Genomic DNA, 19,436 nt, shown 5'->3' with positions numbered 1-19,436 from the left:
CCAAGAAACATCCTTGCTGTTGTGTCGACGCAGCGCGATCGCGTTGCTCTCATCAAATCAAATGATTGCTAAAACTACGGTTACACCTACCGCACGCCTAGTTGAGGTCTTTTCTGCCATTCAAGGGGAAGGACTGAATGTAGGGACACGTCAAATATTTATTCGTTTTGCTTTGTGTGATTTGCGCTGCCACTTTTGTGATAGTGCCCACACTTGGAATGCACCTGCTACTTGTCGGATAGAGCGATCGCCTGGATTGCGCGACTTTGAAATCCACTCTAACCCTGTTCCATTACCCATATTAATCAAATGGGTGGAACAGCAAAATCTACCTTGTCTACACGATAGCATTAGCTTAACTGGGGGTGAACCACTTCTTCATGCCCCATTTCTAAGGCAGTTTCTACCCCAAGTGCGAGACATCACTGGTCTACCCATATACTTAGAAACTGGCGGACATCGCTCAGAACAACTAGCGATGATTCTTCCCTATTTAGACTCTGTGGGTATGGATTTCAAATTGCCCAGTGTTAGCGGCGAAAGCCATTGGCAAGAACATGCTAAATTTCTCCAATTATGTCATGACTCATATTTAAATGTTTTTGTCAAGATAATTGTGTCTCAAAACACAGATCCAGCCGAGTTGGAACGTTCAGCGTCGTTGGTGGCAGAGGTTAGCCCAAATATCTCAGTATTTTTACAACCTGTTACGCCTTTAGCAGTATCTGAACAATTCTCCCCAACACCTATGCTTGCGCCTACCGCAGATCAAGTTTTAACCTGGCAAGCTTTGATGAAGGGGTTTGTCAAGCACGTGCGTGTGATCCCTCAAACGCATAAAATGCTGAACCAACTGTAAAAGCTGCTGTAAAATTTGAGTTTGATAAAGATGTAGTCAAGAAAAAAGTAAGATTCTATGAAATGGGCATTGCTGCCGCTAATCAGCAAGGCAGCAGCCCCTTAGTAGACATTCCCAGTCCAAGGCAGAATTAAGAGTAAGGAGTTTGAAGTTTAGATTTCACTCCTAATTGTACAGACGCGATTAATCGCGTCTCTCCTAAATTACAACCCGCTTTCATCTGGAGTTTTGGATTTAGCTTTTGCTTTATTGGCACTGCGTTTGAGGGCAGAGAGTCTTGCTTCGTATCTTGACCGTTGGCGCTTGCTAGGAGTATTGTCAATCAGGGTTTTTAAGGCGCTACCAAGACTCTTGTAGGCATTGGGGAGGCTATAACCAAAACGAGTTGCCAAAGCGATCGCTTTCTCATCAGCATTGAGCAATTCTTTTAGTTGCTTTTCCCCATTATTCTTTTGGTACAGTCGCCAGCCTGACACGCCACACAGCGACAAAGCTAACACCAGCAGCAATCCATCTTGTACCCACAATTCACCGACAGCACCACCTAAACCGATGGCTAACGCTGCCATTTCCCAACCATCTTTAGGAATTGTGTCATTTTGAACGCGAGCAACTTCATGCCAGAACAGCAGATTACGCTGATCCATTGCGAGGGCATCCCATTTCACCAGGTCAATTTGAATTTCTACCTGGTCTTTACCAATTTCTTCGCAACGAACCAGGGGTGGATTGACCTCAGTTGTGCCTTCAACCGTGACCCAGCTCTGTAATTCTGGCGGTAGTAAGCCTTTCAACCGCCGTAGTTCACTCATTTCCGCTTTGGCAGAGGAGGTTGCATAGGATGTCATAATATCCAGCCCCAGAAAATTTCAGTATATAGTGAGGGTATCACTTTGGAGTATAGCTATTTAAGTGATGATCCGTCTCACTCCTTGGGAAAACTTCCTCGCTTTTTCCGTGCCTCCATTGCCTTTTCTAGTAAATCTAGCAATCCTGGAGCTTCTTCTTGGATAGTGAGTAACAGTCTTTCGCCAAGTTCTATATTCCCCGGATCAAGACCTGTTGCCATAACTTCTTTGAGGCGAGGTATGGCTATGCCATCTACAATCTGAATTAACCCACTCAGACAACGGTGAAATTGCTTTTCTGTGAGAATTGAGTCTTCTAGAGGAAACTCAATAATGGCACGAATTTCACCATCAGACGGGTCATACTCCCATTGCAACATTTTGGTTTCCCAGGAAATGGCAAGCATCGTCTGTAAAATAACCCCCTTGTGAGGGTGGTCTTGAATTCCTGACAGAACTTGAGGGGCAAATACCCGAAAAAATTTTCCCTCTTCATCCAACTGGACAACTATCAGAAAATCTTCTAGGTTATCAGCTTCTACACCTGTTATTATCCGGTCTTCTTCATCATCAAAACGGTAGTCCCAACCAAGGTTGTCTAAATAGTTGGCAATCTGTTTGAGGTTAGCTCCCATAAAAGCCTCATAAGGAACGGTGGAGCAGTTGTTACCAGACCTAGTTTAACCTGCTAGGGGTAGTTCTTTAGGTTGGTGTGGCTACTTCTGATCGCATCAAAGTATGCAATTAGGGTATGGGGTATGGGGCATGGGGCATTGAAGATAGGATAAACAGATTTTCATACTGGGCTGTGAATAAGATTTTCTGGGGTTCTTTTGCTAATTCTTAAAGAAGCACTAAATTTATTCTTAGAAATATTATCCAGTGAAGAATATAAAACTAATTAACTGAAGTTTAATATTATTTTCCAAGTTAAATGAATGTATTTCTATATCAAGTATGATAGGTAAAAATTAAAACAAAGCTCGAAAGTCTAGGTAAAATTGATAGATTTACACTTAACATTTAAGACTTTTAAAAGAACAAATAAAAACTTAAAATCCGGTTTTTCAAAATGAATAAATTTAGCACGAATGCTGGTAAAGTTTTATATTACAAGCAACAAATTGTTTTTATGGAATGATTGTAGTGAGCAATACATTTATGATTGTCGATATCAATGAAATTTATGCGTAAATCAGCTTTAATTTTAGCGATCGCACCTCTAGTCTTTGCGATCGCTGCTTGTAGTGGAGATTCACAAACAGCAAATACACCCAGCACTCCAGGCAGTAATGCAGCTGCACCAGAAAATCAAAATCGCTGGAATAACATTAAAAGACGTGGCCAGATAATTTGCGGTGTCAGTGGCGAAGTGCCAGGGTTTAGCTTTGTGGGGACTGATGGTAAGTATAGCGGCATTGATGTCGATGTCTGTCGTGCGATCGCCGCAGCTTTATTTGATAACCCAGATGCAGTAGAATTCCGCAATCTCAATTCCAAAGAACGGTTTACAGCTTTGCAAACCGGGGAAGTAGATGTTCTCAGCCGCAATACTACCTGGACTCTTAGCCGTGATACCTCCGTAGGTCTAGAATTTGCACCTGTGGTCTTTTACGACGGACAAGCCATAATGGTTCGCAAAAGTAGCAACATTAAGTCCCTAGCAGACCTGAAGGATAAAGCAATCTGCGTTCAAACTGGCACTACTACCGAACAGAACTTAGCAGACCAAATGCGGAAAAGAGGCATCACTTACAAACCCGTTGTCTTTGAAGACGTTAACGTTACCTTTGCTACCTATGCCGAAGGTCGTTGCGATGGCATTACGGCTGACCGTTCAGCATTAGTTTCGCGTGGGACAATTTTACCAAAACCAGAAGATAACGTGATTCTCAATGAAGTGATATCTTCAGAACCCCTTGCACCAGCAGTTGCCAAAGGAGATATTAGGTGGGGAGATGCTGTTAAGTGGGTGGTTTATTCTCTGGTAAAAGCTGAAGAATTGGGTATTACTTCCCAAAATGTAGGTCAGTTTGCAACTAGTACCGATCCAGACATTAAGCGCTTTTTAGGAACAGAAGGCAACCTTGGCGAAGGACTCGGCTTAACAAACGACTTTGCAGCCAGAATAATTAAGCACGTCGGTAACTACGCCGAAATTTACGATCGCAATCTCGGTCCCAAAACAAAACTCAATCTAGCTCGTGGTCAAAATCAACTCTGGAGCAAAGGCGGACTGCTTTATTCTCCGCCGTTTCGGTAGAAGGGCAGGGGGGAGAGGGGGCAGGGGAGGCAGGGGGAGCAGGCAGGGCTGTTTCATTCCCTAAAGAGCGCTAAATATCAAGGGTTCTAGCGATTTAAAATTGATTATTTTGTTACCAGCGTGCCAAGAAAATGAACAATTTTACTGTTGTTCAAGTGCTTAAAAGTTCATCTTCTCGTCACCCTCACTTACAATTTTCTCGCTAACCATCTTGACAAATCCTGTTTGAAATGGAATGAAACAGCCCTGGGGGAGCAGGGGGAGCAGGGGGAGAAATAATAAATAATAAATAACAAATGACTAATGACAAATGACTAATGACTAATTTAAAACCGTCTATATGGCGTGATGTCCGTTTTTGGCGGATTGCTTTACAACTCATTGCTGTATTTTTAGCAGCAGTTGTAGTAGTAATACTGTGGGGCAATCTCCAGCGCAATTTGCGGCAATTGGGTATTCCGTTTGGATTTGATTTTCTCAAGCAACAAGCGTCTTTTGATATTGGCGAGACACTGATTAGCTATAAACCCACTGACACCTACAGTCATGCTTTGTGGGTAGGGTTAATTAACTCCTTGCGGGTGGCGATCGCAGGGATTTTTCTGACAACCATTGTCGGGGTAAGTGCTGGGATTGCCCGACTTTCTGACAACTGGTTAGTGCGGAATATCACGATGGTTTATGTAGAGATTTTCCGCAATACGCCCTTACTGCTGCAATTGCTGTTTTGGTACTTTGTTGTTTTTCTCAGTTTTCCCAAAACAGAAAATAAGATATCCCTTTGGGGCTTTATTGGCGTTAGTCAAAATGGCTTACAACTCCCTTGGTTTACGTTATCACCAGAGTTTTCAGCTTTGCTGTTGGGATTAATTTTTTACACAGGTGCGTTTATTGCCGAAATTGTCCGAGGTGGAATTCAATCAGTACCGAAAGGACAATGGGAAGCAGCGCGATCGCTAGGATTAAAACCAGGGTTAGTTATGCGGCTGGTGGTTTTTCCCCAAGCTTTGCGGGTAATCATTCCACCATTGACGAGTCAATATCTGAATTTGACGAAAAATACCAGTTTAGCGATCGCGATCGGCTACCCCGATATTTATTTTGTCGCTTCCACCACCTTTAACCAAACGGGTAAAGCCGTAGAAGTGATATTACTGATTATGCTCACCTATCTCACCCTGAGTTTAACCATCTCTGTAGTTATGAATTTATTCAATCGCAGTGTGCAAATTAAAGAGAGATGAGGGGGATGAAGAAGCAGCTAAACTCCAAAGTTGAAGTATGAGCCTTTACAAATGACAAATGACCAATGACAAATGACAAATTAAGCTGGCTACGTAAAAACCTGTTCAGTACTTGGTACAACAGCTTGTTAACTGTTGTCTGTTTGGTGTTGTTATTTTGGGTACTGCGAGGAGTTATAACTTGGGCAACTACCCAAGCACAGTGGGCGGTAATTCAGGTTAACTTACGTTTATTTTTAGTTGGTAGATTTCCGCAAACGCTATATTGGCGAACTTGGATTGTGCTAGCGATCGCTTCAACTTTAGGCGCTGTAACTGCGGGTGTATTTTTTGGTAAGCAACAATTAACAAAGCAATTCTCCGCTTTGTTTGCTTTTATCATCGGCATTTTGTTAGTTGCTTTACCGTTAGACTTTACATCTCGCCTTTGGTTACTGTTAATTGCAGCTTTACTATTTGTAGGTTTTTGGGTTGGAGGAAAGTTTACTAAGTTACTAACTCCTTGGCTTTCTCTATTATGGTTACTGTCTTTTCCCATTATTCTTTGGCTACTTGGCGGTGGATTTGGATTGCAATCTGTATCTACAAATTTGTGGAACGGTTTGCTACTTACCCTACTTATGGCAGCAATCAGTATTGTGCTTTCCTTTCCCTTTGGGGTTTTATTGGCTTTAGGACGCACAAGCAATTTGCCTGTAGTACGTTGGTTTTCTATCCTCTACATTGAAATCGTCAGAGGAGTACCACTGATTGGGATTTTGTTCCTCGCTCAAGTAATGCTCCCATTGTTTCTATCAACAGATGTGCGTTTAGATCGGGTATTGCGAGCAATTGCTGGATTGGTTTTATTTAGTGCTGCATACATGGCAGAAAATGTGCGCGGTGGACTCCAGTCAGTTCCTCGCGGTCAAATTGAAGCCGCGAAAGCGCTAGGATTAAACACAGCCTTAGTGGTTTTGTTAATTGTCTTACCTCAAGCCTTGCGTACCGTTATTCCTGCGATCGTTGGTCAGTTTATCGGCTTATTTAAAGACACTTCATTATTATCCTTGGTGGGATTAGTAGAACTAACAGGGATTGCCCGTTCCATATTGGCACAACCACAATTTATTGGTCGATATGCAGAAGTTTATATATTTATTGGATTTATTTACTGGGTATTTTGTTATTCAATGTCCTTAGCTTCTCGGCGATTAGAGAGACAGTTAAATAATTAGTCATTGGTCATTGGTCATTAGTCATTGGTCATTATAAAACTAATATTCATTATTAGGGCTTTGAATAATATGTCAGATATACAAAAGATAATTGTTGCTGAAGATGTTCACAAGTGGTATGGAAAATTCCACGTTCTTCAGGGTGTGAGCTTGACAGTCAATCGTGGAGAAGTAGTAGTATTGATGGGGCCATCTGGCTCAGGTAAATCTACCTTTATTCGCACATTTAACGCTTTAGAAGAATACCAAAAAGGAAGGATTGAAATCGACGGCATTACCCTCAGCCATGACTTGCGAAATATTGAAACCATTCGCAAAGAAGTGGGAATGGTGTTTCAGCAATTTAATTTATTTCCTCATCTCACAGTGCTGCAAAATATCTCTTTAGCACCAATTTGGGTACGGCGATCGCCAAAGGCAAAAGCTGAAGAATTGGCTATGCAACTATTAGAAAGAGTAGGAATTTTAGAACAGGCGCAGAAATATCCAGGACAGTTATCTGGCGGACAACAGCAACGAGTTGCGATCGCACGTGCTTTAGCCATGCAACCTAAAATTATGCTATTTGACGAACCTACCTCAGCCTTAGATCCAGAAATGGTACGAGAAGTTTTGGATGTAATGCGAAATCTCGCCCGTGATGGGATGACAATGGTAGTCGTCACCCACGAAGTTGGATTCGCTCGTGAAGTCGCTGACCGAGTTATTTTAATGGATAGCGGTTCCCTCGTCGAGTCAGCCACCCCTGACGCATTTTTCAGCCACCCCAAAGAAGAAAGAACACGCAAATTTTTATCACAAATTCTCTAAAACCTCCGCGCTACTTTGCACCTCTCTGCGGTTTATTCAATCTTCTGGAGGATGCCAACCTGCAAGTACCCAATAACTGCGAACTTCCAGTGCATCTGCATCATCACTCAAATGTAGAACTGCAACAGTTGCTCTACCAGTCGGCGTTTTGCCAACAATACATAAACCATCTTCACTCCAGCCAAAATGCTCAAACCAGACTTGAGTACGAGGGTTAAATAGCCTTACCGTTTCGCTCGTTTCTGGGTCAACTCCTGTAGTTTTATCACTTTTGTAGCGATTACATAAGGGACAAGCTAGCCACAAGTTTGATTCATCATTGCTACCATTTTTAGATATGGGAATAATATGTTCAATTTCCAAACGTGCCATTACTAAACGCTGAGGACTTAAACAATAGCCACAGCGATTTCGAGCATCGGTGCGAACACGACGTTCTATTTCTACAGAAATGTAAAAGCGTGCCATTGCTGTTAATTGAGGGCTGGTTTCAAGCCGCGTTCAACAGCCACTTTTAAGGCTCTTGCTTTACTTACTAAACCACGTCGATAGACCTGCATGAGTTCATCTAGTTGACGAACTTCTGCATCATTAAGCTGTCCCTCTCGGTGACGTGCTTGCAAGTCACTGAAAACCTCTTGCTGCTGAGTTTCCATCTGCATATCGCATATAGCCAAAACCTGATCATCCGGTAGAGACTCCAAAGGTAGTTCGGTAATGGCGCGATCAATCCATTCTAGTAATACATCTTCAAGTCGCCGATGTGTGAAAGCAGCGATTTCCTTTGCTTTTTGCGCCAGTGTTTCAGGAAGTTGAAGGGTGACAATTTCAGCCATTTTCTACCTGCTTGCCTTTTACTTATGATTGTATCTGCGATCGCTATGCACCTTCTGGTTAAAAAGAGCGATCGCTTTTCTTAGTTGGCGTGGGCAGTTAGTTAAAAAGAGCGATCGCTATTAGACAGAATAGAACTCAAATTGGGAATACTGAGTAAAGTGTGGTTATTTGCTGCGGAGATAGAAAACCAATTAAAACAAGCAGGAGAATTGTTAAATAAAATTAATCGCAAAATTGACCTGAGTTTCTATGCTAACTTCCATGCTGGAATCGAATTAGCACTTAATGCCTTTACGATGACTAGAGTTGAAAACCGTAGAAGCAGCGCTTTACAAGCTATCAATCGCTTCTTAGAAGCAGAACATATTTACAAAGATTACACAGTTAATGAACTTTCCCAGAAAAGCCCAATTATTGACAAATATATACTGACATTATCTCTAGCCTATATTGCAGAAGCACGTTGTCATTTAGAACTAGAAGAACATGAAACAGCGCTTCGTCGTTTTCAAGAAGGGGCAAAATTTATCAGGTTGCTGCTTCAAAAATATATTGAAGTCATGCTTACTTCTAATCCAGCAGCATACTTACATCCTCAATTTAAAGGTCAGATTGATTTGCATAAACTAACCCAAATTTACCAATGGATTGACCCGAATTTTAATGAAAATACAGTTTTCGAGATACAACGCGAAAATATGTTTAAACTAACTCAAAGTCATGATGAATGGCTATCTTCCCTTCCATCGGCAATTGTAGATCGTAGTGAAATTCAATGGGGCATATTCGGAGGAAATCCTACACCATTCACAGGGAGATTTGAAAAAGAAGCTTACAAACGTCTTCCCCAAGTATTTGAGGTAATGGAATCTATGATTGAAACCAATCGCCGTTTTGAATCTTACCAAACAGAAGTACAAGCAATATCCCAATTAGGAATCAGCTTTCATGACTGGCTTAAATTAACTCCGTCTACAGAAATTAAACCAGACAGTGCAGAATTAATGTATATAATTCCATCCAAATCTTTAGAGTTACAGCCTTCCATCTGAACTAATTTAACTCCAACTTTTTTCATATTCTTCCAGATTTCTATAGGTGGGAATAGATTGGTTAGTAACCACATAATAAAGAACGTCTGGGTCTAAATCTGCGCCATTATCCCAGTGAATTGTTCCCCATTCAGCGTTAATTTTAACAGTTTTAAAATAGTTTAAATCTTTTAAAGGTGCAAAAATTCCTGTAAATTCAATTAAATGGTTAACATCAACAATACCTTCTTTTCCATCTTCAAACTTTAAATAGAGTTGATAGTTAGCGTGAGGAATAACTTCTATAATGTCTTTAAGCATAATTCACTCTAATGGTTGAATTTTTTCTAAGGGATTATTTTCTCTTGCCAGTTGCCAGTTTTCTCTAAGTTCTGATTGGTGCATAGCTGCCCATTCAATTACTAAACCAAGAACTCTAGGAGTGAGTTTGCCTTCTAAAATTGATAAGGTTTCTATATCAATAATTGCCTTTTGCTTATTGTAGCGGACATGGAAATGAGGGGGCGGATGGTCATTATAGTACATAGTAATGATAATCCCTAAAAAACGGCAAATTTCAGGCATCACATCATCTCCTAAATTATCCTGTCTATTCAGTAATCTACATAATTGTAACTATTTATAGTAGCTCTCACTTTGCACCTCTGTAAGACAAAAAAAGGCAAACCCAAAAAGTTCACCTTAATCATAATGCTGTTGCTAAATCCAAACCCAAATCTAAATCTTCGCTTCTTCTCTCACCAACTTATCCCAACCCAAATCTTTCAAATTATTATTCCGACGCAACGGACGAGTCACCAACTCTAACATGTCACGCGCATTCGTAAAGCCGTGAATTTGAGCAAAAGTGAACTCCACCGACCATTTTGTATTAATACCCCGTGCTTCCAACGGATTAGCATGAGCCATACCAGTAATTACCAAATCTGGTTTCAACTCATAAATTCGCTGAAGTTGATTGTAATTATCCGGCTTCTCTACAATCCTTGGCAGAGGTGAATTCATTTCCTGGCAAGTTTTCTCCAGCAATGCCAACTCAGCAGCTTGATAGCGCTTATCCATGTAGGGAATGCCGATTTCGTGAACTGTCATCCCGCAACGAATTAAGAATCTGGCTTGGGAAACTTCCAGCAAGTTATCACCCATGAAGAATACAGACTTACCGCGAATCAGTTTCACGTAATCTTCCAAACCTGCCCAAATTTGTGCTTCCCGTTCATCCAATCCTTTGGGAGTAATACCAAACACCGAGCAGATTTTCTCAATCCAAGCGCGGGTACCATCGGGGCCAATGGGGAAGGGTGCGCCAATGAGTTTACACTTGCGGCGGCGCATTAAGGTGGTAGCTGTGCGGCTGAGGAAGGGGTTGACACCAGCGACATAATATCCTTCTTCCAGTACTGGCAGTTCTGTGAAGCGCTTCGCGGGTAGCCAGCCGGAAACTTTGATGCCTTGTCTCTTCAGTTCCAAGGTTAACTGAGTAACCACGGGGTCAGGAAGGGAACCAAAGAGAACTAATGGAGGATGATCTACATACTCAGACTCATCCTGGGCGACATCTTCTTTCTTCTTACCGAAGTTTAGCAATTTAGCGATCGCATTACGTTCAATTTTCTCTGTTTCCGCCACAGGAGCCTTATCAGGGCAACGGTTAGCCATTGCTGCCAATACAGTGTCTTCCCCTTGGGTGAAGGCGTAATCTAGACCATTTGCACGCGCAACAACGATGGGAATCCCGATTTCAGATTCCAGCTTCGGTGCTAAACCTTCCAAATCGGTTTTGATAATTTCCGTGGTGCAAGTACCAATCCAGACAATTACACTAGGATTGCGATCGCGTTTAATCTGCAAGCACAACCGCTTTAACTCTTCATAATCACTCAGTTGTGCCGAAATATCGCCCTCTTCCAACTCTGCCATTGCATAGCGGGGTTCAGCAAAAATCATCACCCCCATCGCATTTTGCAGGAAGTAGCCACAAGTTTTTGTCCCAATCACCAAAAAGAAGCTATCTTCAATTTTTTGATATAACCACGCCACGCAGCTAATTGGGCAAAAGGTATGGTAATTCCCGGTTTCACATTCAAAGCTTAAAGCTTCTGGTTGTTGAGCGACAGTCATTTTGGTTTTTTCTCCCCTTGATATTTAATGGCAGTTCAACTAATTTCAGATTTTAGATTGATAATTTTGGATTGAAGGCTGGGACAACAAAAGTATCCGCTGTCTAACGACAATTTCCCTAATTCCTCATCCAAAACCCCAAATCTAAAACTTAAAATTGCGAAGAACGGCAATAATTAAGCGTTGGGGAAGAGACGGGCAATTTCTGATTCATCAAAAACGCCTGCTGGCAGTTCTTCCCCCAAAAAATCGTTATTTTCTTCAGCCTTTTGCAAAGCTGTTTCATCACCCCAGACATCTGATAACACGTCTTTAAACGCATTCTCATCTAGTGGAATATCTTCAAGCACTTCATCATCCAGCTTTACTTCCATTACAGCTGTTGCATCTGTATCGAAAGCAATTTCCCCAAACTCATCTGCTTCTAAATTAGAGGTTTGGAGAGACTCATCTTTTAAAGCGTGTCCGTTGGATAAGGAAATATCGCCAAAGCCATTTTCGGTTTCTTCCAACGCGCTGATTTCCAGACTTTTCTCATCAGAATTCACCATTACGAACTCTTGAACTACCGCCACCGACGCAAAGCCATTTGTATGAGCATGTGTCAATGTTTCTTCTTCAGGCTTTTCGTCAATGACATCTGCTGCCTCTTCTGCGTACTTCTCTACATCTGGGTTGACGAGAAAGCGATTACCGAGAGCAAAATCTGGGTCAAAATGCAAATCCAGCACCTCAATCAGGGTATCGGCATCAGGATTAAGTTTGGCAAAGGGCAACATTAACTGCGCTAGCTTTGGCTCTAGAGCGTTAAGAACTCCCAGGATGAGGTAAGAAGGTGGTCGCTTCCCGCCATCAGGGGTGTACACTGACTCCACTTCCATGTGCAGGGTAATCCAGTCTCGATTATTCTGGAAAAATTGCAACCACTTTTGTTTTATTGAATCCGTAAAGCTGTGAAAGAATGCCATGTTATTGTCCCCCATCCTGAGAACTTGGTGATTTATACAATCATCAAGTCTAGTTCCTCTTCTGAATTAGGAACCTGGGGTTTACCCGGATTTAGATAAAAATCGGATAACAAAGAGAACAACTCCCGATCTGGTGTGTCGTTAGGTACAACACCTTCGGGACGCGCTAGAATTTGGTCGGCGATGTTGAGATAGTAGTCGCAAACGTAGTCTAGGGAAGGATCTTGCTCTGCCATCTCAAACAAAGTTTTACCTTTCACACGGGAAACACGGATATCTTCAATCAAAGGTAAAACTTCCAAAACTGGCATTGGCACAGCTTCTATATATTTTTCAATCAAGTCGCGCTTGGAGGTGCGATTGCCAATCAACCCAGCTAGACGCAGTGGGTGAGTTCGGGCTTTTTCGCGGACTGAAGCAGCGATTCGATTAGCTGCAAACAGAGCATCAAAGCCGTTGTCTGTAACAATCAGGCAGTAATCTGCATAGTTGAGTGGTGCTGCAAAACCACCACAAACTACGTCACCCAGAACGTCAAAAAGAATTACATCGTACTCATCAAAGGCGTTGAGTTCTTTAAGTAATTTTACGGTCTCGCCAACGACGTAGCCGCCACATCCAGCACCCGCAGGTGGGCCACCAGCTTCTACGCAATCCACACCACCGTAGCCTTTATAGATCACATCTTCCGGCCAGACATCTTCGTAGTGATAATCTTTTTCTTGAAGGGTGTCGATAATTGTGGGAATCAAAAACCCAGTCAGGGTGAAGGTGCTGTCATGTTTTGGGTCGCAGCCAATTTGCAGCACTTTCTTGCCACGTTTAGCTAGGGCGACGGATATGTTACAGCTAGTTGTGGATTTACCGATACCACCTTTTCCGTAGACTGCTAGTTTCACTGTTGTTTCCCTCTTATAGCTTCTTGTCAAACTTGTGGCTCAAACATTTGCCTTCACCTTTCCTGAGATGGCGATGCGTGAGGTCTGTTGATGTCATTATTGGGCAAATTACATAGAAAAGAAAGTCGCTCTTAATTTATAAAACGGTTTTATCCAATGAATTAGAACTTAATTAGGGGTATTTTAGTTTTTATGAGCTAATAAGTCTTATTTAGCTTTAAAATTCATCTATAAAAAGTTTTTATTATCTATTTTTATAAAAAGAGTTACAAAAAGCAAAAAGCTGAAATTGTCTTTTTCAAATGGTTTTCATAGAATTAGCTGATGTTCGTGCAACGTGTTTTCAGGGCATTGAGGCACAGGTGCAAGGGCAAACAGAGGTATATGCAGCATGATGCTGGAAATACTGCTGAAATTTGCGATCGCAGATAAATTGCCAGTTTTCACTCGGTAGTCACAACCATGTAATTGCTGCTTGAGAGTGAGTGAGTATGATTTTGTAAAATATTATTAATTTTGCAAATATTTTCTAAGTCTAAGCTGAGTGAATAGGATTTGTGGCTACACAAATAAAGCCCACTTGCGTGGGCTAAGAAACGTAGAGTGTGCGTAAGCCTTAATTTATTTCAGTCTATGTATTGAAGGTAATTAGGACACCTCAGTTTTAATTTCCTGGATTTCCTTTAATGTTTGCCAGCCAGCTTGCCACTGGGAGTTATCTTGCAATAATTTGGCATTTATCCAAAAACGGACTTTAGGATCGCAAGAAGCAACCATTTCGGCATAAACCCACTTAGCCTGATTTTTCCGATTGACAACTTGGAAGTGCCGCCAGCCATCAACTTTTCGCTGTGCTGTCCATTTAGAACCAACTAGGTAAGGAAATTTTTGTTTTTTAGTCATTTGTTATTCGTCATTTGTCATTTGTCATTGGGAAAACACTTTCTTTATCCCAAATTTCCAATATCCAATTAAGATGTCACCAAATCGCCGTTACGGGTAAACTTCTGGCAATCCAACTCATTATCTTGCTGAACGCATAGCGAAAACCATCTGATATGGCTCCAGCAGGTATTGATATTGTTGGTAATTTTGCGCTTTTTCTTGGAAAGGCGTTGTCTTACAACTTCATTAGGGCAAAGAATTTCTAACGTGCCTGTACCATCTTCATAATTGACGATGCGAAATAAACAGTCTTGCAACATAGCACGGCTGCTGCTGTCGAAGAACCGCTTAAATCGCTGTAGCTTTTCCCCTTCAGTCATTTGGCTGATGGGTTTTATTTTCAAGAAATCCTCATCCTCCAAATCAAAGTCATCATCTTCAAAGTCGTAGGGGTCAATCATTTTCAGCATCCACTATGCGACCTGGGATCATGGTAACTCTGTATGGGGTAGGAGGAAAATGGTGGAGGCAAGGTAGAAGAACTTTAATACGTCATGCTTACTTATGCATTTAGATTTATGCTGAGGTTCAGCCAGCTTCGGCAATAACCTTTCCAATTTCTTGAAGGGTTGCACCTGTTGCCAGCAACACAGCAATGAATGGGAAATGAGAACTAGGGGAAAATACCACTTTTTCAAGATGTGAACACCGATCTAGGCGATCGCTATCCTGTTCTTACAATATCTATTGAGAACAGAAATTTTCTTTACTTGGTGTTCTGGTGGTAGTCTGCGACAAGCCCTCCGGGTGACGCTCCTAACGTCGCTAACGCTGCGCTAACAGCAGTCGCTCATGGGGGAAACCCCCTTGGCGCTAGCCTCTCCCTTTGGGAGAAGACCGCGCTGCTTCACCACTACGCCTCTACGTTCCTGAAAAAGCCTATGCAACCTACTAATCCTAACCAATTTACAGAAAAAGCCTGGGAAGCGATCGCCCATACCCCCGATATTGTTAAACAATATCAACAACAGCAAATTGAAAGCGAACATCTGATGAAGGCGTTGCTAGAACAAGATGGTCTAGCAACTGGGATTCTCACCAAAGCGGGTGTTAACCTCCAAAAACTGCGCGATCGCACTGAACAATTTTTTCAACGTCAGCCAAAAGTATCTGGTACTAGCAGTTCTGTTTACTTGGGACGCAGCTTAGATACACTTCTAGACCGGGCAGACGTGTATCGCAAAGAGTTTCAAGATGAATATATTTCAATTGAACACTTATTGCTGGCTTACGCTAAAGATGACCGCTTTGGCAAAGCTTTATTCCAAGAATTCGGTTTAGACGAAGGCAAACTAAAAGATATTATTAAACAAGTTCGGGGGAGCCAAAAAGTGACCGACCAAAATCCAGAAGGCAAATACGAAGCACTGGAAAAATACGGGCGTGACCTCACAGAAGCCGCGCGTAAAGGTCAACTCGATCCAGTGATTGGGCGGGATGATGAGATTCGCCGCACTGTCCAAATTCTGTCTCGCCGCACCAAAAATAACCCTGTGCTAATTGGTGAACCGGGTGTTGGTAAAACTGCGATCGCTGAAGGATTAGCACAGCGCATTATCGCAGGTGATGTACCCCAGTCCCTCAAAGACCGCAAGCTAATTTCTTTAGATATGGGTGCTTTGATTGCGGGGGCAAAATTCCGGGGTGAATTTGAAGAACGCCTGAAAGCAGTATTAAAAGAAGTTACTGAATCTGGCGGCAATATTGTTTTATTTATTGATGAAATTCACACCGTTGTCGGCGCTGGTGCAACCCAAGGCGCGATGGATGCGGGTAACTTGTTAAAACCGATGTTGGCGCGGGGTGAATTGCGCTGTATTGGGGCGACAACTCTAGATGAATACCGCAAACATATCGAAAAGGATGCCGCACTAGAAAGACGCTTCCAGCAAGTTTATGTCGATCAACCTAGTGTAGAAGATAGTATTTCGATTTTGCGCGGATTGAGAGAACGTTATGAAAACCACCACGGGGTAAAGATTTCTGATAGTGCTTTAGTCGCAGCTGCGGTATTGTCGAGTCGTTATATTAGCGATCGCTTCCTCCCTGATAAAGCCATTGACTTGGTAGATGAAGCCGCAGCCAGATTAAAAATGGAGATTACCTCCAAACCAGAAGAACTCGACGAAATCGATCGTAAGATTCTGCAATTGGAAATGGAGAAACTATCGCTGCAAAAAGAAAGCGATGCCGCTTCTCGTGAACGTCTAGAAAGACTAGAAAAAGAAATTGCCGATCTCAAAGAAGAACAAAGAACCCTCAATACTCAATGGCAGTCTGAAAAAGATATCATTGACAAAATTCAGTCCGTTAAAAAAGAGATTGAACGGGTCAATTTAGAGATTCAGCAAGCAGAACGCGATTACGACCTTAACCGCGCTGCGGAGTTGAAATACGGTAATTTAACTAGTTTGCATCGTCAGTTGGAAGCAGTAGAAGCTGAATTGGCAAGCGCTCAAAGAAGTGGAAAATCACTATTACGGGAAGAAGTCACAGAAGCTGATATTGCCGAAATTATTTCTAAATGGACAGGGATTCCCATCAGCAAGCTGGTGGAATCTGAGAAAGAGAAACTACTGCATTTAGAAGATGAACTGCACCACCGTGTGATTGGACAAGAAGAAGCAGTCACAGCCGTAGCGGATGCAATTCAGCGATCGCGCGCTGGACTGGCTGATCCCAATCGTCCCATCGCTAGCTTTATTTTCCTTGGGCCGACAGGTGTGGGTAAAACCGAGTTGGCAAAAGCGCTGGCGGGCTATATGTTCGATAGCGAAGATGCGCTGGTGCGAATCGATATGTCGGAATACATGGAGAAACACGCCGTCTCCCGCTTAATCGGTGCGCCTCCAGGATATGTGGGTTACGAAGAAGGCGGACAACTTACAGAAGCGATTCGCCGCCGTCCTTACTCAGTGATTCTCTTCGACGAAATCGAGAAAGCCCACCCTGATGTTTTTAATATCTTCTTGCAAATTCTCGATGATGGTCGCGTCACTGATGCCCAAGGTCATAAGGTGGACTTCAAGAACGCTATTATCATCATGACTAGCAACATCGGTTCGCAATACATTCTTGATGTCGCTGGAGATAACGTCCACTACGACGAAATGCGCCGTCGAGTCATGGAAGCGATGCGGAATAGCTTCCGTCCAGAATTCCTCAACCGGATTGACGAAATCATCATCTTCCACGGTTTAGATAAGAAGGAATTGCGGCAGATTGTACTGTTGCAAGTACAAAGATTACGTCAAAGATTGGCCGATCGCAAAATATCCCTCAAACTCTCGGATATTGCACTTGACTTTTTAGCAGAAGTAGGGTATGACCCAGTATATGGGGCGCGTCCACTGAAGCGGGCAATTCAGCGAGAGTTAGAAACTCAAATTGCCAAAGCTATTTTGCGCGGTGAATTCAACAACGGCGACACCATCTTTGTAGATGTGCAAAATGAGCGTCTTTCTTTTAGTCGCTTACCCGTTGAGGTGTTTAGCAGCTAATTAGTCGAATATAAAACACCTCTCCCTGGTTTTACTACGTAAAACCGTCCCTCTCCAAGTCGGAGAGGGATAAGCTTGAACTTTAGTTCAAGGCAGGGAGAGGTTTTTTAAACTCACTTTTTAAATAATTGAACTACACTATTCCCCATTCCCTACTGTTTACAAATTACTTGTCGCATTTTCCGCATATTTGCAGGCAATTCAAAGTTCATTGCTTGTTGAATGAAAATTGATGGAATAGGAATCAGAGGTGTAGCTTGCACAGTATAAGCAAGCAACGTGCCATTTCCGCAATCTTTGAGTTCTAAATTAGCGTTAAAATCTTCAAAAGTCCCTTTTTCCATACGGAATTGGATTTGTTGCCCCAGCACCTCTACAACGCTGAGGTAAATTTCCACTTGAGCCGTGAAAAAGAAAAAGGCTTTTTGTGCTGCTTGATATAGGCGCTTAACTTCACCTTTGTGTGATATCTCGCTTTTAGTGATATCAGGAAAATATTGCACCCACCGGGGATAATCAGTTAATTGCTGCCAAACTTGCGATCGCACCATCGGCAAATACATCCAGGCTGTCACTGCGCCACCACACGCCTTGTGCGATCGCGTTTCTACCAAGATTTCACCCTGTACTAGCAACTTTTGTTTATCTTGACTCCAAGCCATATCTGAACCTGCAATAATTGAGTCTGAGATATGAGACGCAGACATAATGATTTTAGTTACTCCTCAACTCATCCACCTAAATAGAATTGAAACTACAAGCTATAAAACTTGATTTAGATCCAACCCATTAAATTTTAGTTCCAGTGTAATGCCTATCCTTTCCGGAAAGGGTGAGTTTTTGGTAATTATTTCAGTTACTTTACTGTAAAACCTGTAGTTTTGATCACAATTAACACAATCAATGCTTAAGTGGACTTGATAATAACAGTATTTATAAATGAAAAACTAAGTTCTTAACAGCTAGAATGGCACAAACACTATTTAATATTAAGCACCTTACCCCAAGCTCTGGATAGGATCTCTCGGTTTTTACGTATTATTTATGATGAAACTGTAACTTCATCATAACTTCATATCTGATTGCCAAATCAAGTCTAATTTCTGTTGAGTTGAGAGGAAAATTAAGTGAGTCAATCTTCTTTAAATCGTAGATTAATCCAGATTTTTGGTATTCTTCTTGGTGTTAGTGTAGCCGTTTGGGTACTGAGAGGCTTTGGTATTCTCACTTTTATTCCAGGTGGAATAATTTTGCTACTGCTGCTAGGGGCGATCGCGATCGGGATTATCAGTTATGCCCAAAGAACTTGGTGGCGTTTATAATCTGGATCTCTCATAATCTGGGAAATTGCCGCCAAGGTTACACGCCTTACCCGATAAGCCTTTATCCTCTCGTTTAAGAATTGTAGCGTGAGCATTTTCACTTACTGCTAAAAGTATTTAATAGGGAAGCGATGCCAACAATTTATTAAGGGAAAGGAACATGGCAAAGTATATATGTACCGTTTGCGGCTATGAATATGACCCAGAATTCGGCGATCCAGATAGCGATATAGCGCCGGGAACAGCTTTTGAAGATATACCAGATGATTGGGTATGCCCGACTTGTGGTGCCACAAAAGATCAATTTGAACTAGTTGAATAGTGAAGATAAGGGCTAGCCTAGTAAAGTACGTGCTATTGAGAAATTTTAGAATTTGCTACCGTTACGAATCGTAGTTATTGGGGGTGGGGCTGCGGGATTTTTTGGCGCGATCGCTTGTGCTAAAGCCAATCCTGATGCCCAGGTTACTTTACTCGAAGCCAGTCGTCAACCACTGGCGAAAGTGCTAATTTCTGGTGGTGGACGCTGCAACGTCACTCACGCTTGCTTT

General features: G+C 42.2%; 23 protein-coding genes (1 of these 23 cut by a window edge). 10 read left to right on the top strand and 13 right to left on the bottom strand.

Annotated features, from left to right (window positions below):
- The first annotated feature begins 61 nt into the window (after nt 1-61).
- Entirely contained in the window at nt 62-859 is a 798-nt protein-coding gene (locus tag ACFFRD_RS30680; protein ID WP_392483204.1) for a 7-carboxy-7-deazaguanine synthase QueE, read from the top strand.
- 203 nt (nt 860-1,062) lie between these two features.
- On the opposite strand, the gene ACFFRD_RS30675 is transcribed toward ACFFRD_RS30680, so the two are convergent.
- Both ACFFRD_RS30675 and ACFFRD_RS30670 read right to left on the bottom strand, forming a co-directional pair.
- Nucleotides 1,063-1,707 carry a DUF3318 domain-containing protein gene (locus ACFFRD_RS30675; protein WP_392479532.1) on the bottom strand — a complete coding sequence of 215 codons (645 nt, stop codon included), beginning with the start codon at nt 1,705-1,707 and terminating at the stop codon, nt 1,063-1,065.
- A 77-nt stretch (nt 1,708-1,784) separates the two neighbouring features.
- The gene (locus ACFFRD_RS30670) at nt 1,785-2,342 is read right to left on the bottom strand and encodes a hypothetical protein (RefSeq protein WP_114085028.1); all 558 of its coding nucleotides are present in this window, start codon (nt 2,340-2,342) and stop codon (nt 1,785-1,787) included.
- Nucleotides 2,343-2,893: 551 nt separating this feature from the next.
- Between ACFFRD_RS30670 and ACFFRD_RS30665 the strand changes: the two genes are divergently transcribed.
- The 4 genes from ACFFRD_RS30665 to ACFFRD_RS30650 all read left to right on the top strand — a co-directional run bounded on the left by ACFFRD_RS30665 (nt 2,894) and on the right by ACFFRD_RS30650 (nt 7,241).
- On the top strand, nt 2,894-3,970 hold the full coding sequence (locus tag ACFFRD_RS30665; protein WP_392479531.1) for an amino acid ABC transporter substrate-binding protein: 1,077 nt from the start codon (nt 2,894-2,896) through the stop codon (nt 3,968-3,970).
- A 317-nt stretch (nt 3,971-4,287) separates the two neighbouring features.
- Nucleotides 4,288-5,214: an amino acid ABC transporter permease gene (locus tag ACFFRD_RS30660; protein WP_392479530.1), complete on the top strand. Its 927-nt coding sequence runs from the start codon at nt 4,288-4,290 to the stop codon at nt 5,212-5,214.
- Between the two features lie 65 nt (nt 5,215-5,279).
- Entirely contained in the window at nt 5,280-6,431 is a 1,152-nt protein-coding gene (locus ACFFRD_RS30655) for an amino acid ABC transporter permease (RefSeq protein ID WP_392479528.1), read from the top strand.
- Nucleotides 6,432-6,500: 69 nt separating this feature from the next.
- The gene (locus ACFFRD_RS30650; RefSeq protein ID WP_392479527.1) at nt 6,501-7,241 is read left to right on the top strand and encodes an amino acid ABC transporter ATP-binding protein; all 741 of its coding nucleotides are present in this window, start codon (nt 6,501-6,503) and stop codon (nt 7,239-7,241) included.
- 36 nt (nt 7,242-7,277) lie between these two features.
- On the opposite strand, the gene ACFFRD_RS30645 is transcribed toward ACFFRD_RS30650, so the two are convergent.
- Together ACFFRD_RS30645 and ACFFRD_RS30640 are read right to left on the bottom strand one after the other, a co-directional pair.
- Nucleotides 7,278-7,709, bottom strand: a complete 432-nt coding sequence (locus tag ACFFRD_RS30645; RefSeq protein WP_392479524.1) for an HNH endonuclease — start codon at nt 7,707-7,709, stop codon at nt 7,278-7,280.
- Nucleotides 7,710-7,714: 5 nt separating this feature from the next.
- A complete protein-coding gene (locus ACFFRD_RS30640) occupies nt 7,715-8,077 on the bottom strand; it encodes a hypothetical protein (protein ID WP_392479522.1) in 363 nt (120 codons plus the stop codon).
- Nucleotides 8,078-8,236: 159 nt separating this feature from the next.
- Here ACFFRD_RS30640 and ACFFRD_RS30635 point away from each other — a divergent pair, with 159 nt between their 5' ends.
- Nucleotides 8,237-9,130, top strand: coding sequence for a hypothetical protein (locus tag ACFFRD_RS30635; protein WP_392479520.1), 894 nt, complete (start codon nt 8,237-8,239; stop codon nt 9,128-9,130).
- Between the two features lie 6 nt (nt 9,131-9,136).
- Here ACFFRD_RS30635 and ACFFRD_RS30630 read toward each other — a convergent pair whose 3' ends face one another.
- From ACFFRD_RS30630 to ACFFRD_RS30595, 8 genes are all read right to left on the bottom strand, one after another.
- Nucleotides 9,137-9,430 (bottom strand): DUF2442 domain-containing protein, encoded by a 294-nt coding sequence (locus ACFFRD_RS30630; protein ID WP_392479519.1) that lies wholly within the window; start codon nt 9,428-9,430, stop codon nt 9,137-9,139.
- 3 nt (nt 9,431-9,433) lie between these two features.
- Nucleotides 9,434-9,694 carry a DUF4160 domain-containing protein gene (locus ACFFRD_RS30625; RefSeq protein WP_190935550.1) on the bottom strand — a complete coding sequence of 87 codons (261 nt, stop codon included), beginning with the start codon at nt 9,692-9,694 and terminating at the stop codon, nt 9,434-9,436.
- Nucleotides 9,695-9,847: 153 nt separating this feature from the next.
- The gene (locus ACFFRD_RS30620) at nt 9,848-11,251 is read right to left on the bottom strand and encodes a ferredoxin:protochlorophyllide reductase (ATP-dependent) subunit N (RefSeq protein ID WP_229554236.1); all 1,404 of its coding nucleotides are present in this window, start codon (nt 11,249-11,251) and stop codon (nt 9,848-9,850) included.
- Between the two features lie 176 nt (nt 11,252-11,427).
- Nucleotides 11,428-12,219, bottom strand: coding sequence for a DUF5331 domain-containing protein (locus tag ACFFRD_RS30615; RefSeq protein WP_392479516.1), 792 nt, complete (start codon nt 12,217-12,219; stop codon nt 11,428-11,430).
- Nucleotides 12,220-12,251: 32 nt separating this feature from the next.
- Nucleotides 12,252-13,118 carry a ferredoxin:protochlorophyllide reductase (ATP-dependent) iron-sulfur ATP-binding protein gene (bchL, locus tag ACFFRD_RS30610; RefSeq protein WP_012410753.1) on the bottom strand — a complete coding sequence of 289 codons (867 nt, stop codon included), beginning with the start codon at nt 13,116-13,118 and terminating at the stop codon, nt 12,252-12,254.
- A 309-nt stretch (nt 13,119-13,427) separates the two neighbouring features.
- The gene (locus tag ACFFRD_RS30605; protein ID WP_159402541.1) at nt 13,428-13,565 is read right to left on the bottom strand and encodes a hypothetical protein; all 138 of its coding nucleotides are present in this window, start codon (nt 13,563-13,565) and stop codon (nt 13,428-13,430) included.
- Between the two features lie 201 nt (nt 13,566-13,766).
- Nucleotides 13,767-14,021, bottom strand: a complete 255-nt coding sequence (locus ACFFRD_RS30600; RefSeq protein WP_114080791.1) for a TIGR02450 family Trp-rich protein — start codon at nt 14,019-14,021, stop codon at nt 13,767-13,769.
- Between the two features lie 68 nt (nt 14,022-14,089).
- Nucleotides 14,090-14,464 carry a hypothetical protein gene (locus ACFFRD_RS30595; protein WP_114080792.1) on the bottom strand — a complete coding sequence of 125 codons (375 nt, stop codon included), beginning with the start codon at nt 14,462-14,464 and terminating at the stop codon, nt 14,090-14,092.
- A 480-nt stretch (nt 14,465-14,944) separates the two neighbouring features.
- On the opposite strand from ACFFRD_RS30595, the gene clpB reads away from it, so the two are divergent.
- Nucleotides 14,945-17,563: an ATP-dependent chaperone ClpB gene (clpB, locus tag ACFFRD_RS30590; RefSeq protein WP_392479513.1), complete on the top strand. Its 2,619-nt coding sequence runs from the start codon at nt 14,945-14,947 to the stop codon at nt 17,561-17,563.
- Nucleotides 17,564-17,715: 152 nt separating this feature from the next.
- Here the strand turns inward: clpB and ACFFRD_RS30585 are convergent, their stop codons facing one another.
- A complete protein-coding gene (locus tag ACFFRD_RS30585; RefSeq protein ID WP_114080789.1) occupies nt 17,716-18,270 on the bottom strand; it encodes an SRPBCC family protein in 555 nt (184 codons plus the stop codon).
- Between the two features lie 420 nt (nt 18,271-18,690).
- Here ACFFRD_RS30585 and ACFFRD_RS30580 point away from each other — a divergent pair, with 420 nt between their 5' ends.
- The 3 genes from ACFFRD_RS30580 to ACFFRD_RS30570 all read left to right on the top strand — a co-directional run.
- Nucleotides 18,691-18,885: a hypothetical protein gene (locus ACFFRD_RS30580; protein WP_012410758.1), complete on the top strand. Its 195-nt coding sequence runs from the start codon at nt 18,691-18,693 to the stop codon at nt 18,883-18,885.
- 160 nt (nt 18,886-19,045) lie between these two features.
- Entirely contained in the window at nt 19,046-19,207 is a 162-nt protein-coding gene (gene rd, locus ACFFRD_RS30575) for a rubredoxin (RefSeq protein WP_012410759.1), read from the top strand.
- A gap of 52 nt (nt 19,208-19,259) precedes the next feature.
- Nucleotides 19,260-19,436, top strand: partial view of an NAD(P)/FAD-dependent oxidoreductase gene (locus tag ACFFRD_RS30570; RefSeq protein ID WP_392479510.1) — the 5' end (the start) only. It continues 1,068 nt past the right edge of the window; 177 of the gene's 1,245 nt are visible here — the first part of the coding sequence; its start codon is at nt 19,260-19,262; its stop codon lies beyond the right edge, outside the window.

The organism is Nostoc sp. C110 (assembly GCF_043099725.1).
Lineage (GTDB): Bacteria > Cyanobacteriota > Cyanobacteriia > Cyanobacteriales > Nostocaceae > Nostoc > Nostoc muscorum_A.
The sequence above is the reverse complement of the archived record's forward strand: the minus strand, read 5'-3'. Positions and strand labels throughout refer to the sequence as shown.

What these genes read in the sequence shown, in the direction of transcription:
- ACFFRD_RS30680 (WP_392483204.1), top strand. Translation starts at nt 62, where the DNA reads ATGATTGCTAAAACTACGGTTACACCTACCGCACGCCTAGTTGAGGTC.
- ACFFRD_RS30675 (WP_392479532.1), bottom strand. Translation starts at nt 1,707, where the DNA reads ATGACATCCTATGCAACCTCCTCTGCCAAAGCGGAAATGAGTGAACTA.
- ACFFRD_RS30670 (WP_114085028.1), bottom strand. Translation starts at nt 2,342, where the DNA reads ATGGGAGCTAACCTCAAACAGATTGCCAACTATTTAGACAACCTTGGT.
- ACFFRD_RS30665 (WP_392479531.1), top strand. Translation starts at nt 2,894, where the DNA reads ATGCGTAAATCAGCTTTAATTTTAGCGATCGCACCTCTAGTCTTTGCG.
- ACFFRD_RS30660 (WP_392479530.1), top strand. Translation starts at nt 4,288, where the DNA reads ATGACTAATTTAAAACCGTCTATATGGCGTGATGTCCGTTTTTGGCGG.
- ACFFRD_RS30655 (WP_392479528.1), top strand. Translation starts at nt 5,280, where the DNA reads ATGACAAATGACAAATTAAGCTGGCTACGTAAAAACCTGTTCAGTACT.
- ACFFRD_RS30650 (WP_392479527.1), top strand. Translation starts at nt 6,501, where the DNA reads ATGTCAGATATACAAAAGATAATTGTTGCTGAAGATGTTCACAAGTGG.
- ACFFRD_RS30645 (WP_392479524.1), bottom strand. Translation starts at nt 7,709, where the DNA reads ATGGCACGCTTTTACATTTCTGTAGAAATAGAACGTCGTGTTCGCACC.
- ACFFRD_RS30640 (WP_392479522.1), bottom strand. Translation starts at nt 8,077, where the DNA reads ATGGCTGAAATTGTCACCCTTCAACTTCCTGAAACACTGGCGCAAAAA.
- ACFFRD_RS30630 (WP_392479519.1), bottom strand. Translation starts at nt 9,430, where the DNA reads ATGCTTAAAGACATTATAGAAGTTATTCCTCACGCTAACTATCAACTC.
- ACFFRD_RS30625 (WP_190935550.1), bottom strand. Translation starts at nt 9,694, where the DNA reads ATGCCTGAAATTTGCCGTTTTTTAGGGATTATCATTACTATGTACTAT.
- ACFFRD_RS30620 (WP_229554236.1), bottom strand. Translation starts at nt 11,251, where the DNA reads ATGACTGTCGCTCAACAACCAGAAGCTTTAAGCTTTGAATGTGAAACC.
- ACFFRD_RS30615 (WP_392479516.1), bottom strand. Translation starts at nt 12,219, where the DNA reads ATGGCATTCTTTCACAGCTTTACGGATTCAATAAAACAAAAGTGGTTG.
- ACFFRD_RS30600 (WP_114080791.1), bottom strand. Translation starts at nt 14,021, where the DNA reads ATGACTAAAAAACAAAAATTTCCTTACCTAGTTGGTTCTAAATGGACA.
- ACFFRD_RS30595 (WP_114080792.1), bottom strand. Translation starts at nt 14,464, where the DNA reads ATGATTGACCCCTACGACTTTGAAGATGATGACTTTGATTTGGAGGAT.
- clpB (WP_392479513.1), top strand. Translation starts at nt 14,945, where the DNA reads ATGCAACCTACTAATCCTAACCAATTTACAGAAAAAGCCTGGGAAGCG.
- ACFFRD_RS30585 (WP_114080789.1), bottom strand. Translation starts at nt 18,270, where the DNA reads ATGTCTGCGTCTCATATCTCAGACTCAATTATTGCAGGTTCAGATATG.
- rd (WP_012410759.1), top strand. Translation starts at nt 19,046, where the DNA reads ATGGCAAAGTATATATGTACCGTTTGCGGCTATGAATATGACCCAGAA.